12 protein-coding genes, 1 tRNA gene and 2 pseudogenes are annotated in these 13,755 nt (G+C 41.0%); 4 read left to right on the forward strand and 11 right to left on the reverse strand.

All coding sequences use genetic code 11. The features are described 5' to 3' along the window. Positions 1-3: 3 nt before the first annotated feature. The 7 genes from KA717_03525 to KA717_03555 all read right to left on the reverse strand — a co-directional run bounded on the left by KA717_03525 (position 4) and on the right by KA717_03555 (position 5,454). Positions 4-1,341: an MFS transporter gene (locus KA717_03525; GenBank protein ID UXE61990.1), complete on the reverse strand. Its 1,338-nt coding sequence runs from the start codon at positions 1,339-1,341 to the stop codon at positions 4-6. A gap of 587 nt (positions 1,342-1,928) precedes the next feature. Beyond that, on the reverse strand, positions 1,929-2,336 hold the full coding sequence (locus KA717_03530; GenBank protein UXE61991.1) for a hypothetical protein: 408 nt from the start codon (positions 2,334-2,336) through the stop codon (positions 1,929-1,931). An 85-nt stretch (positions 2,337-2,421) separates the two neighbouring features. Further along, positions 2,422-3,366, reverse strand: a complete 945-nt coding sequence (locus tag KA717_03535; protein ID UXE61992.1) for an isoaspartyl peptidase/L-asparaginase — start codon at positions 3,364-3,366, stop codon at positions 2,422-2,424. Positions 3,367-3,423: 57 nt separating this feature from the next. Further along, a complete protein-coding gene (locus KA717_03540; GenBank protein UXE61993.1) occupies positions 3,424-4,326 on the reverse strand; it encodes a CoB--CoM heterodisulfide reductase iron-sulfur subunit B family protein in 903 nt (300 codons plus the stop codon). Next, entirely contained in the window at positions 4,323-4,598 is a 276-nt protein-coding gene (locus tag KA717_03545) for a glutaredoxin family protein (protein ID UXE61994.1), read from the reverse strand. Before KA717_03545 ends, KA717_03540 begins: the two co-directional genes overlap by 4 nt. Before the next feature lie 4 nt (positions 4,599-4,602). Then, positions 4,603-5,019 (reverse strand): phosphomannose isomerase type II C-terminal cupin domain, encoded by a 417-nt coding sequence (locus tag KA717_03550; protein UXE61995.1) that lies wholly within the window; start codon positions 5,017-5,019, stop codon positions 4,603-4,605. Between the two features lie 54 nt (positions 5,020-5,073). Next, complete coding sequence (locus tag KA717_03555; protein UXE61996.1) at positions 5,074-5,454, reverse strand: DUF4359 domain-containing protein; 381 nt, start codon at positions 5,452-5,454, stop codon at positions 5,074-5,076. A gap of 123 nt (positions 5,455-5,577) precedes the next feature. Between KA717_03555 and KA717_03560 the strand changes: the two genes are divergently transcribed. The 3 genes from KA717_03560 to KA717_03570 all read left to right on the forward strand — a co-directional run bounded on the left by KA717_03560 (position 5,578) and on the right by KA717_03570 (position 6,726). Next, positions 5,578-5,650 (forward strand) — tRNA-His (locus KA717_03560). 296 nt (positions 5,651-5,946) lie between these two features. Beyond that, positions 5,947-6,252, forward strand: a complete 306-nt coding sequence (locus tag KA717_03565) for a hypothetical protein (GenBank protein ID UXE61997.1) — start codon at positions 5,947-5,949, stop codon at positions 6,250-6,252. A 15-nt stretch (positions 6,253-6,267) separates the two neighbouring features. Next, positions 6,268-6,726 (forward strand): hypothetical protein, encoded by a 459-nt coding sequence (locus KA717_03570; protein UXE61998.1) that lies wholly within the window; start codon positions 6,268-6,270, stop codon positions 6,724-6,726. 15 nt (positions 6,727-6,741) lie between these two features. Here the strand turns inward: KA717_03570 and KA717_03575 are convergent, their stop codons facing one another. After that, positions 6,742-7,578 carry an Rpn family recombination-promoting nuclease/putative transposase gene (locus KA717_03575; protein ID UXE61999.1) on the reverse strand — a complete coding sequence of 279 codons (837 nt, stop codon included), beginning with the start codon at positions 7,576-7,578 and terminating at the stop codon, positions 6,742-6,744. 230 nt (positions 7,579-7,808) lie between these two features. Between KA717_03575 and KA717_03580 the strand changes: the two genes are divergently transcribed. Further along, a complete protein-coding gene (locus KA717_03580) occupies positions 7,809-8,225 on the forward strand; it encodes a hypothetical protein (GenBank protein ID UXE62000.1) in 417 nt (138 codons plus the stop codon). On the opposite strand, the gene KA717_03585 is transcribed toward KA717_03580, so the two are convergent. From KA717_03585 to KA717_03595, 3 genes and pseudogenes are all read right to left on the reverse strand, one after another. Further along, complete coding sequence (locus KA717_03585) at positions 8,222-12,259, reverse strand: CHAT domain-containing protein (GenBank protein ID UXE62001.1); 4,038 nt, start codon at positions 12,257-12,259, stop codon at positions 8,222-8,224. The genes KA717_03580 and KA717_03585 overlap by 4 nt on opposite strands. An 84-nt stretch (positions 12,260-12,343) precedes the next feature. Then, positions 12,344-12,463 (reverse strand): annotated as a pseudogene (locus KA717_03590) (DUF4351 domain-containing protein). Positions 12,464-12,773: 310 nt separating this feature from the next. Beyond that, a pseudogene (locus tag KA717_03595) lies at positions 12,774-13,727 on the reverse strand (ISAs1 family transposase). Positions 13,728-13,755: the final 28 nt, after the last annotated feature.

Below are 13,755 nucleotides of genomic sequence, written 5' to 3' on the forward strand. Positions count from 1 at the left end.
GTTTTAACGAGAGGTTTGACTGTCCAATCTCAGCAGTGGAGTATAACGATAGGCAGCGATCGCCCCTAAGAGATTAATTGCCCCCATGATACTCAATAAAGCAGCAATGCCTCGACCTTCTCCCCGTCCTGTCAACCAACCGACTTGATCGAGTAACCAATAATCTCCCCGAAAAAAGGGTTCAAATAGGCGATCAACCAGGGGGCCAGCTAGGACAAGGGTGATCAGTCGAAATGACCATTCAATTGCTAAACGAGTCGCAAAAACTTGACCTTGATATTCCGGTTCTACCTGTTCTTGCCAAAGGGTTTGATTAAAACTCAAAATCAAGGGACAGACGAGACAATAGGCAACAATGCCGCCCACACAGACCGGAAAAATTTTGATTGTCCATTCTCCGCCAGCACCAAGCAAAACCCAACCTTGAACCAATACCCCACCGATAATGGGTAGGACTAAACGGGGCGGATCTCGCCAAAAACTGACCATGAGACTACCCACTACCCAACCCCCTCCGGCCATACTGAGTAAAGAGCCTAATTCCTTGGTTGTCGCAAAACTAAGTACAAAAGGGGTGAACAGGACTTCTGTCATGCCCAGGGTTGCATAGGTAATACTCATCAGTAGTAGCAGAGCTAGTAAACCAGGGCGATGTTGGATATAGTGCCAGCCCCAAAGGGTTTCTTGGATCAGACTAAGATAGGTAGCGGGTGATGGGGAACGGGCAGGAGGCGCGATTTCAGGAAACCGAACCATCAACAGGGTAATCAGAATAAAGCCAAAACTGAGACAGTCCAACAAAATGATGCCAGGAAGTTGGAGGGAAAGAATTAACCAAGCTGCTGTAAAGGGGGCTACCAGTTGGGCCACAGAATGACCGATCAGGATTAGACCATTGGCCCGACTTAAAAATGTTCTCGGAACCATGAGAGTGGTAGCGGCGAGGTAAGCCGGAACCTGCAAACTATTAAAAGCAGAACTGATTCCTAAAAGTAGATAAATTTGCCAACTGGCCAAGGCTTCAAATTGTAGTAACCACCCCAAGAGCAAAATTCCCGCGATCGCCCCCGTATCACTGAGAATCATAATTAACCGTCGCTGATAATGATCGGCTAGATGACCTGCTAGAGGAGCCATTAAAATGGGAGGCAGATAAATCGCCAGAATCATCAGAGCAAATTGAGTAACGGATTGAGATTGCTGATAAACCGAAACCCCAAAGGCAAAAAGGGTTAACTGAGTGCCAATATTAGAGATTAACTGACCAAACCAAACCCAGAAAAAGAGGTGAAGATGGGTTTGGGGCACAGTCGAGGGGGCCACTCTAAGTTTTACAGTCATGGAGGTGGGATTTCTGAGGGTACAGGTATTTGTCTAAAATACAGGATTAATTTAATTTCTGGTATTTTTAGGGGTTAAGCAGCGTGGCATAAAGTCAGTTGTTTTCTGGCAATTTCCGACCAGGGTCACGTTAATGGGGAAATTTTCACAAATTTTGCTAACCTTGGTTCTATAATCCGACCTTCTGTAAGAATACTATTTTGGCACTGGTATCGTCTGAGTAAATCAGCAAAAGCTTGTAGTGTAAGGCTTAGAGGAAACGAAAAAATAATTAAAGACTGGACACAATTCTATTCTTATTATACTATTATTATTGTTACAATATCAAAGATAAGGAAAAAAGAAAACAATGTCAACATTGAACAAAAGCTCAATGGAAGTCCTGAATAATGTAGGCTTATGCCAAGAGAAAGAGGAAAGAAGAAAGAGGAAGCCTTATTCCAGAAAAGCTGTCCTCATTGCTATAGCGAAAAAGTAAAAATTCATTCTTATTACTAAACGAAGGGTAAGGTCGAACGTAAAATGTTCATCTATCAGCAGTGTAAGTCTTATTTTGCATTTTGCCCACTATAAAATTGAGTTAAAACTTACTTAATAAATCGGTTAACAAAGTTTAAATAACCCTGGCGACCATCTTTTTTTGTCCAGAGTTTTACAGATGATTTTAAGCGTTGCAGACACTCAACCATTTCTGAATAGGTTCTTATTTTTACTGGCAGTTGGATTTCTCCTTCTTCTTGCTTGACAGTCAAACTATTATCTCCTACGAAAATATCACAAATCCCTTGAACTTTTAATAAAAGATTTGCACTAGTGCCTTTGGGTTGAGGGTAGGAGCTTGAGCGTCCCTGGGACTTTGCTTGATAATACTTAACTAACCAGGTAAAGACAGTATCTACCTCTGTATCTATTAAGCTTGGATCTGCTTGGTAAAAACCCATAATTGCACTTTCAATGCTCAAAAGTACGTCTTCGTAATCTTCTTCAAACGACATAAATACTAATCTCCTTTCCTATTGAGATAAAACTAAGTGAAAATCTTAACAAGTTTCTGTCAAAAAATTATGGTTTGACAAAAGCCTATTCTAAATAACCAACAGTCTCACTATCAGCTAATTCCAATGTATCCCCGATCGCTGTGCCATTATGGTAAGCTCCCAATAACACTGGACAGGTTTTTCCCCAGGCAATGACTCCCGTTTGATCTAAAGCGATCGCCGCTAAATCGGTTTGATGGGACTGAGCCTCCTGAATAGATTTAGTCATGGATTGAGCAAGAGAAAATCCATCGCTAACACGAATAACAATTTTGGCAGCCAGACATTCATTAATAATATCTTCCCCCACTCCCGTACAACTGACTCCGGCAAATTGGGTTGCATAATTTCCGGCGGGCATGGCTGAATCACTGACCCGACCAATCCGTTCTAAACCTTTACCTCCCGTTGACGTTCCTGCCGCAATTTTCCCTTGACTATCCAAAGCCACCACACCAATCGTTCCCTTTCTTGCTTCCGAGGTATCAGCCGAAATGAGGCGAGCCATACGTTGCTTATTTTGAAAATTGGCGCGGCGTTCTTCCATCCATTCTTCGATACGAAAATCGGTTAAAGGATCATAGGGAGGAATTTGTAATTCTCGTGCTAATTCGGAAGAACCATAATCCGACAAAATACGATCCGTTTCCTGTTGCAAGAATTTCGCTAAATGAATGGGATTTTTAACGCGAGCAACATTAATAACTCCACTAAAATTTTGTCGTTCTCCGTCCATTAACGAGGCACTCATCCGCACCTGACCATCGGATTGCACGACTGACCCTGTACCGGCATTAAAACAAGGTTCATTTTCCAATAATTCACAACCTCGAACCACCGCATCGATCGCCTCTCCACCCTGCGCTAACAGACCGTAAACTTCCGCCACAATTTGATGCAGCGATCGCCGAACAGCATCTAAACCGCCCTTATCATCAAGGGAACTCGCACCACCGTGAATAATTAACTTAGGTTGTTGGGATATCATGAAAATATTGGTGATAAAAGAAATAATTAATTGTCGTCTCAAACCTTGTCTTCAAGCTTAAAGTCCCAACTTTTCTAAGAGCGGAAGCGGGGAAACAATATGACGATCTAAGCCTAATTCTTTAGGAGTCAGACCCACCGCTAAACCCACTAATTGGGGTAAATGCAAAACAGGAATGGCCAAGTCTTGATCAAGAGCTTTAGCAATTTCAGGTTGACGAGAATCTAATTGTAAATGACAGAGGGGACAAGGGGTAACTAAACAATCGGCTCCGGCGGCGATCGCGTCTTGCAGATGACCGCCTGCTAATTGAAAAGATTGGGGCGTAGCGTAACTAGAAATCGGCCAACCACAACACTGAGTACGACCAGCATAGTAAATTGGATTGGCTCCCACTGTGCGAAAAACATTTTCCATCGACTGTGGCTCAAAAACATTTTCCTCTGGAATTGTCTCTTGCACCCGTAATAGATAACAACCATAGAAAGCGGCACAGTTTAGACCTTCTAGGCGTTTAGTAACCCGTTGTTGCAATTTTTCTAGCCCATAGTCGGCAATTAAGGCCCAAAGAATATGGGTGACACGGCTAGAACCTTGATAGGGAGAACAATTTTCTCGCTTGAGATAGCCATTTACCTGCTCCAGATAGGCGGGATCATTTCCCTGGGCTGCTTTTAAACGCTCATCCACATGGCCAATCACCCCTTGGCAAGTACTACAGTGAGTCAGGAGAGGTAAACCCAAGGATTCTGCTAGGGCAATATTACGAGCATTAACTGTATCTTCGAGTAGTAGCGAATCTTCCTTAAAAGTACCAGAGCCACAACAAGAAGCTTTTTTAAGTTCGATGAGTTCAATGCCAAGGGCCTGGGTGAGAGCGGCGGTAGATTGATACAGTTCTCGACAGGCTCCCTGGGCAACACAACCAGGAAAGTAAGCGTATTTAAGCGATGAAGTCATTGATTTAAGTTCGCCAGATGAATATTTTTCTCAAGCAATTGTTCTAGGATTTTGACCGTTGCTCTAGGGGATAAACGAGGCAAGACTTTTTCTCCCTGAGGACTCTGGAGGCAAAGAACTGGAATTTCGTATTGATATAAATTAAACCAATCCTCACGGGTGGTAATATCTCGCCGTTCCAAATCAAATTGGATTGAGGTGATTTGTTCTAACTTTTCCTCAAGTCCTTCACAAAGATGACAGTCAGGTTTACGGTAAAGAATTAATTGCATAGCGTTATGGCACTTCCTGGGTTTCAGGGACGTGATCAGCAAATCGCACAATATCATCATCGCCTAAATATTCCCCATTCTGCACCTCAATGAGTACCAGGTCGATCACGCCTGGATTTTCTACTCGGTGGGGCGTATTCATCGGCACATAGGTGGATTCTTTTTGTTTAAGCAATTTTTCCTCGCCATTACAGATCACCCTCGCCGTCCCTGACACAACGACCCAATGCTCGCTACGATGATAGTGCATTTGTGTACTCATGTGTTGCCCTGGTTTGATGACAATGCGATTTATACGGTATCGGGAACTTTCTTCTAGAACAGTCACCGTCCCCCAGGGGGGAGTGCGAGTCAGAGAAGCTTCAGGGTGAGAAGAATGGGTAGCAAATTCCGGCAGATCAAGCTTAATCGGTTCACTCATGACTAACTCTCAACGTTGTGCTTCTATTTTAAAGTTTAAGTTTAAAGTTTAAGTTTAAAGTTTCTCTGCTTCGTAGGTATAAAATTGTTGCATTACACCGATAGTTTGAAATTTGTAGGTTGGGACAGGAGAGGGTAAGGAGAGTTCGGTGGCATAAATACTAAAAATCAAGTAGTTTTTGCGGGTGGTGGAATAGGTAATCAGGTGATGAATTTGAGGTCTGCCTGTATCAACCAAGGTTTTGCAGTAGCTTTGAATCAGACCACCTAAGTTGTTGGCTGCTTGAGGACAGACCTGTTCTTTGAGATAACGACTCAGGGCATCTGTTGCGTAGGTTTCGTAGTCTTGTGGGCCAGGATTGCCGATCATCATGATCAATCCTCCTCCTGCCAAGAGAAGACTCCCTAAGGTTGTTAATACCCGCAACACTTTCATCGCTCCCCTATTCACCTTTACGGACAATAATACTGGATCTATCGAGAACTGCCTCAGTTTGATATCAGAAAAACTAAATTTGCCACTTTTTTTTGTCTTGTGCTATATTAGATTTTGCTAATGGCGAGCGTAGCCAAGGGGTTAAGGCAGAGGATTGTGGTTCCTCCATTCGTGGGTTCGATTCCCATCGTTCGCCCTTCTAATGAAAATTAAGAAAAGAGACTGTTGCGAGGATTGTTCTCCATTCGTGGGTTCGATTCCCATCGTTCGCCCTTTCAAAAAAAGTAAACAGACAGTTGCGAGAATTGTTCTTCCTTTCGTAGGTTCGATTTTCAGTGATCGCCTATTTCAAGGCGGTGATAATGTGACTTCGCATTCTTACCCGAATAGAAGCTCCTTTCTCTACAGACAGATTAATTATCAGAAAAATGGGTTTTAAACCCTGTCGTTCTACGACCTCATCCCGATAAATAATTCAACAACTAAAAAATTGTGACTAGAGGTATAACTCCTGATGAAAACCCAACCAACTTACAAGAGCAACTCCTTCTTGAAGACGCAAAAGCTGGTAATGGTATCCCCATTCAAGGAGGTATGGCAGAACCTTTAGGAGATGCTCCTCGACTCGTTGCTCACTATGGCGGAAACCCTGAAGATTGGGTTAAAATGAGTAGCATCCAGACTAAAATTATAAATGGTATGACTGTGCAAATTCATTGGTTTAAAAACATTCAAAATAATCAAGTCGTTGAGCTTAAGCTTAAACGTACTCATCTTAAAATAGCACCAAAAAATTAATAAAAATTTTAACCTATGAAAATTCGTTGTCTTGCTAATATTGGTTTAACCCTTCCTAAAAATTACTTAAAACCTGAGTTTTGTTACACCCCAAAAATAGAATTTCCCTTAACAATTGGTCAAGAATATATAGTTTATGCCTTAAAAGAATGGCAAGGAAATATTTGGTATTATATTTGTGATGATAATTATACTTACTATCCCATACAACATCCTGCCCCTTTATTTGAAGTAATTGATGATCGCTTATCATCCTATTGGCGGTTTAAATGTTACCCTAATGGCCTAATTAGACTGGCTTTTGAGGAGTGGTTAGTCGAAACTTCTTTTTATGATAAATTAACCGATCAAGAAGAAAGAGAAGTTCTGATTTTTGAAAAAATTAAACAGCTTATAGATAACGAAGAATATCCTCAAAAATCCATTTTCAATCAAACTGAAAAATCTTCAGAAAAAGCTAAGGTTTTTGCATGAAACCGCGATCGCCCCTCATTCCCCTATTTGAAACCCTAACCAATTATCCAAATCTGCAAGTTCGCCAAAATCCAATAGAGCTTCTCCCAAATCATCCAACTGCTCCAGGGTCAAACTATTAATAATTTGAATACGGCGATCGCTAATCTTGCCAAACCGCCGAGATAACTGACGAATCAGCAAACGAATCTCTCCCTCTTGGCGACCCTCTTGTTTAGCCTCTTGATAGACCCGTGTTTGCTTAATATCACTCAGTAAAAACATCGCTTGAATCTCCTTGCGGCTTAATTGGGCAAATTTGGAAACCAACACCGTCTCCAATAAATCTATAATATCGCGGGTCACTAAAGGATCAGCAATTTCTGTCTTGGCCCTTTGTAGTAATTGTTGAACTAAAACAGGAGCTTGAACATCCTGAGCGAGGATTAACTGAATCAATCCGACTCCAATAGAACCCGATCGCATCTCATCCAAATAGATCGGCAAAATTCGACCACTATTAATCAATTCCTGTTGGTAAAGTGTTAAAGATGTAACATCAAAACGACGTTGGGCAAAAAGAGCAACAGCCTTCCAATCCTGAACGGGTTTATATTGATTTAAATAGAGACTAATTTCAGCAATCAGTTCCCAGTAAAAATCAGGCTTATTTTGGAATTGTACCTCGACAAAATAGATGGGCTTATCTTCTCGATCTGGCATAAAAATTCCGTCAAAACGAAAAGCCTTTTCCTTGATTTCGGCAGAGATAAATTGATAATAAGCCGCATCGTCAACAGGTTTTCCCAACAATTCAAAAAGAAGAGAGTTAAAGGTTAGGAATAATTGATAAAAGATTGTGTCAGTACGCATAATGTCCTTAGATTAGCACAGATCACAACTAGACAATAGCGATCGCTCTTTAACTCTGAACCCTAAACCAAAAGGCGATCGCTCTTGTTGCTCTTATCGATCATAAAAGAACTGACAATGATTGCTGTTGTAAATTCTAACAAAATAGACGGTGATCGCTGTTTTATCGTAGTTTGTTATTCTCAAGGGCAATCAATGGGATAATATGAAAAAGGAACTTATCAAAGGTAATGACTATGACAGAGACAATCCAGTTAACATCAGAACAAATTGCTAAGTATCGCGTTGAACTAGCAGATAATTCTGATTTTTTGGCAGCACTTGATGTAATCGAAGAATGGGATGGAGATTTGGCCGATGCGGCTGAATCCATTGCGACTCGTAACAGTATCGAAGGAGTGGAGGATAATGCTGATATGCGTTGGTTTGTTATTGTTCTCCAAAAATGTCGTGGTTACATCTGTCAGCCGAAATATGAAAGGTTGAGAGAAAAATATTTACCTGCTCTTATACCTCCTTTAACAGATTTTATCGCGGGGGCTTTCATGTGTCCACCGGGGATTGCAGGGATTTTATCGGCTCCTATTGCGCTTTATATTTCAGAGGAAGGAATGGATAAATTTTGTCAAATTTCCACCGATGGCTAAACTCCTGTGGCGATAAATGCTGTCCAATAATAGGGATTGGCAAAGGGATAGGGTTCGCGTTTAACCGCAGCTTCTAATAAGTCTTGAAATTTCTTTCTATCGCGTTTAATTTCAAAGACTTGATCGAGTAATTGCTGGAATATTTGACTATTTTTTATTCGGGCTAATTTTTTGCTATTTAATGTTCTTAACCATGTTTGAGTATTATTTAAAACAATAGCAATACTTCCTTTATCTTGGATAGAAATTCGTTTAAGATCGTGATAAAATTTAGTCATAAATAAGGTTGTTGCTAGGGGATCTACTGTCCAAAGGGTGCTAACAACACTAGAACTTCCTGCAAATAGAAAACCACTGGGTAAACCGACGTATTCATCACTAATACTATCCGCTTTACTTTCGATTATACCACTTTCACAAGCGGAAAAGGTGACTAAACGGCATTCTCTTAAATCCAGTTTTTCAAAGACTTCTGCTAGGGTTAGGTTAGCTGATTCTCCTAAGTTACCTTCTGGATCTGCTAACATTAATGCCGAGTCTCTAGGGGATTTATCATCAAATTTTCCATGACAGGAAAAGTGAATACAATGGGATGCTTGTAAGTCTTGACGACGGTTTTCTAGGGTTTGTTCTGATGCTTCTGATTCACCAATAATAATGGTTTTGTCAGCATCAAATCCTTGACTAATTCTCTCTATTTCCAGATTTGCCCCTAAGAGGGGTTTTAGTCCTTTTCTGGTGGGGTTTTTAATGGCAAAAAGACGATTAAAGTTTTCTCGCTGTGATGATTGTACTAGTTTCAAAAGTTGGCAACTGGGAACGTATCCTACACCATTAGAAAAGCGTTGATAGAGAAATTGTCCATCTTTTAGGGGTAAACAATGAAGGGGAATAATATGTAAAAACCAATGGGGAATGATGATTAATCGTTTGCAAGATGGAGGAATTAGTTCTAAAAGTTCATCAATGTGGAGAATTTCTGATAGTTGATTTAAACGAGAATCAAGAGTTTTAATCCACTCGGTTTTATTATTTTCATAAGCTTCACGATAATCTTTAATGAAATTAATCAAGTTTTCTCGATCTGTTGCTGAAGATTGCCAAACTTTAACTCCTTTTACCTCATTCTCATTCCAATTCCCCCCTTTTGAAGGGGGGTTAGGGGGGATCAAACCTTCATTAGTTACAATAAACGCCATAATACTATCCCCTGAAATATACCATTCTAAAATGGCAGTTTGTTGATCAATTAAGGATTGAATCTCACTTAAGGGAATGCTTTGAACCTTTTGAGTTAAGCTAAAAGTGGGATCTATGGGGGTTATTTCACGGTCAATGAATTGATTTAACTCTTGTTTTAAATGATTGAGGTGAGTATAGTCATTTAAGATGGGTTGTTTTTGTTGATCTAGGGTTAAAATTACTCCCCGATTGCGGGTTTGTTCTTGGATGGCTAACTGTTGTTCTTCCCCAATAATGGCACGACGGAGGCGATCTAATTCGGTAATAATAGTTTGGGGGATATTACCTTTAGGATAGATATCTCGATCGGTTAGCAATTGGACTAGATAGCGAGTTTTGCTGCGTTCAACGTATTCTAAGGCGCGATCTCTTTGATTGAGGTTGAGATAGGATTGAACTATGCCATGATAAACATCCATTGCTTCGGAGAGGATTTCTTGTTGCCGTTGGGGGTTTAAGGCTTCGAGTCGAGTATTTTCTACTGCTTCGATCGCTAAATTGTAGCCTTTGATGGCGGTTTCCCAGTCTTCGATCAGGTTAGCTGTAACTCCTAAGTTTCGTCCTGCCACTAAACAGTAAATGGGATAAGCAGTGGAAGTCCAAACTTCTAAAGACAGGTTATAAGCTTCAATAGCTAACTCTAGATTATCTGCCCTTTCCCCAAGAATGCGATTACTATAAGTTAACCCCAAATTATTTTGTGACCTTGCCCAATTTTCAGGAAAGGCTTCACGGGTATAGACTTCTAAAGACAGGTTTAAAGCTGTGATCGCTTTTTCTAGATTATCTGCCCTTTCCCCAAGAATGCGATTTCCATAAGCAGTCCCCAGATTATTTTGTGTCATTGCCCAATCTTCAGGAAATGCTTGACGGGTATATACATCTAAAGACAGGTTAATAGCTGCGATAGCTAACTCTAGATTATCTGCTCTTTCCCCAAGAATGCGATTTCTATAAGCAGTCCCCAGATTATTTTGGGTCGTTGCCCAATATTCAGGAAAGGCATCACGGGTTCTTACTTCTAATGACTGGTTATAAGCTGCGATCGCTAACTCTAGATTATCTGCCCTTTCCCCTTTGATGCGATCACGATAAGCAATCCCCAGATTATTTTGTGCCGTTGCCCAATATTCAGGAAAAGCTTCACGGGTATATACCTGTAATGACAGGTTATAAGAAGCGATCGCTAACTCTAGATTATCTGCCATTTCCCCTCTGATGCGAGTTTGATAAGCACCCCCCAGATTATTTTGTGTACTTGCCCGTCGTTCAGGAAAAGCTTCACGGGTATATACTTCTAATGACAGGTTATAAGCAGCGATCGCTAACTCTAGATTATCTGCCCTTTCCCCTTTGATGCGATAACTATAAGCAGCACCCAGATTATTTTGTGTACTTGCCCATTCATAAGGAAAGCTATCACGGGTATATACTTGTAAAGACAGGTTAAAAGCGGCGATAGCTAACTCTAGATTATCTGCCCTTTCCCCAAGAATGCGATTTCCATAAGCAGTCCCCAGATTATTTTGTGTCATTGCCCAATCTTCAGGAAATGCTTCACGGTTATATACTTCTAATGACTGGTTATAAGCTGCGATGGCTAACTCTAGATTATCTGCTCTTTCCCCTCTGATGCGATTACTATAAGCTAACCCCAGACTATTTTGTGACCTTGCCCATTCAGAAGGAAAAGCTTCACGGTTATATACTTCTAATGACTGGTTACAAGCTGCGATGGCTAACTCTAGATTATCTGCCCTTTCCCCAAGAATGCGATCACCATAAGTTAACCCCAAATTATTTTGTGACCTTGCCCAATCTTGAGAAAAGGCTTCACGGGTTAATACTTCTAAAGACAGGTTTAAAGCTACGATGGCTAACTCTAGATTATCTGCCCTTTCCCCTTTGATGCGATCACTATAAGCAGTCCCCAGATTATTTTGTGACCTTGCCCATTCATAAGGAAAGGCATCACGGTTATATACTTCTAATGACAGGTTATAAGCCGTAATAGCTAACTCTAGATTGTCTGCCCTTTTCCCTCTGATGTGATTACAATAAGCATTCCCCAGATTATTTTGTGAATTTGCCCATTCATAAGGAAAGGCATCACGGGTATATACTTGTAAAGACAGGTTTAAAGCTGCGATGGCTAACTCTAGATTATCAGCTCTTTCCCCTCTGATGCGATTACTATAAGCTAACCCCAGATTATTTTGTGTCATTGCCCATTTTTCAGGAAAGGCATCACGGGTTAATACTTCTAAAACGGTGTGATAGCCTTTAATAGAGATTTCTAGATTATTAGCCCGACTTCCCAAGGGAAACTCTGAAATATCAAGACATAAATTTTGAATCAACACGGCAATAACTGCCACTTCTTCTGGTTTCGCTTGAGAAAACTTATTTCTCGCCCATTGTTGCAACAGTTGGGCAAAGGTACCATCTAACAGATGTTGACGGCGTTGTAGGATCGGATAAACGACCGCAGGATTATTACTCTCATATTCTGCTTGTAATACTTCTAATAAAAACCCCTGATATTCCTCCATACTTCCCACTTGAGGGTTGAGATATTGCCCCAACTGTTGCGCCATATTCCGTAACCAAGCCGCAGGATTATTATTTCCTTGTTGTTCTAACCCTGTTGCATAGTTTTCCATCACCTGCAAAAATTCGGGATCAATCAATTCCTGATTTGCTTGCAGAATATTATTGAGTTCCTCATCATCAGCACAAGTGAGCAACTGTTCAATTAAATTAACATAAGCTTGTAATCTGGCTTCATCCATAACCGTCCCCTCTAACCCCATCACTTAATGGCAATTGTAACGACCAATATAAAGCAAAAAATGCTCCTTTACTGCCGCTAAAACTTAACTTGTAAGCCGAGACTGTAACCATTGATCCAAATCCGCAAGCTCACAAAAATCCAGTAAAGCTTCTCCTAAATCATCCAACTGCTCAAGAGTCAAACTATTAATCACTTGAACACGGCGATTCTATCATTTGTCGAAGAGCCTAAGCTATTTTCCCATATTGTTGAGCAGGGCGAACGCATCTTATTTTTGAAAGGTAGGCTGGATAAGGGTTTCCGAGATCATGATTGATTTTTTATGAAACGCTGAAAGTCTTATCAGATAAGGAGTCTAGAATTTAGATGCGTTTGCTCTGCGATCGCGGTTTTGAGTCTTGTTATAGAAAATTAATCGCTTTTCCTGTTGATGCTGCTCTTGAGCAAGTTGCCTAACTGGACAGTGCGAAGTTTATGGATGCCAGATAAGGTCAGAACAGGGCAAACGCATCTTATCCGAGTAAAACCTTAAGGAGATAGTCCTCGTCCCAACCAGCGCGTAGCCGTTTATTCTTGATACCAAGTTTCAGAGTATTTTCCTTTGTGAGCAAGTTAAGAGCGATATGGCGTAAGACGGCTAAATTCTCAGGAGCAAAATCCTTACGAATGCGACAAGCATCCTCGTTGAAGGCCAAGTCTAGAACCCAATGTAAAGAGTTTTCTATCAACCAATGACTACGAACAGATTGGGATAATTTTTGAGCATTACTCGGCAGGCTACTGATATAGTAGCGAGTCTCATACTCTGTTTTGTCTTTCAATCGTCTCTCCGCTTTAATCATACAGATGCTCGTCAACTTTGCCCATTTCTCCGCACCCAGCAAAAATTCTGTTTGTTCCATCGTCCAGCAACGGCGAATTTCAATCCGTCCATGTCCCTTGTCTATTGTTTGATGAAAATCATGCTTAATTCCCACAAAATTAACCGATTGAGCATGAGCAAATAATTGTTCAACATCCTCACATAAATTACCTTGATTGCCTTTCAATGCCAAAACATAATCTCCCCCTCGCCCTACTATCTGTTGGGCAATCTTTGTCTGAGTTCCCATGGCATCAATCGTTACGATACAACCTTTGACCTCTAGCATTTTCAGGAGTTTAGGAATCGCCGTGATTTCATTCGATTTGCTTTCCACCTTGCACTGTCCTAGTACTAGACGATTTGCTGTTGCCCATGCACTTACCATCTGAATTGCGCCCTTTCCGTTGGCATTGTCATAGGAGTGGCGAAGGGTTTTGCCGTCAATCGCTATCACTTCTCCTTCACTTACCTCCGCTATACTTTTGACCCAATGCAGAAAACAGTCTTGAAATTGCTCTGGATTCAGACTAGCAAATACACGCGCAAACGTATCGTCGGAGGGGATGCCATTCGGCAATTCCAAAATTTTTTTTAGCCATTGATGTTTAGCCGGCACTGGTATCGTCTAG

Origin of the sequence: Woronichinia naegeliana WA131, from assembly GCA_025370055.1 — a bacterium.
Taxonomy (GTDB): Bacteria; Cyanobacteriota; Cyanobacteriia; order Cyanobacteriales; family Microcystaceae; genus Woronichinia; species Woronichinia naegeliana.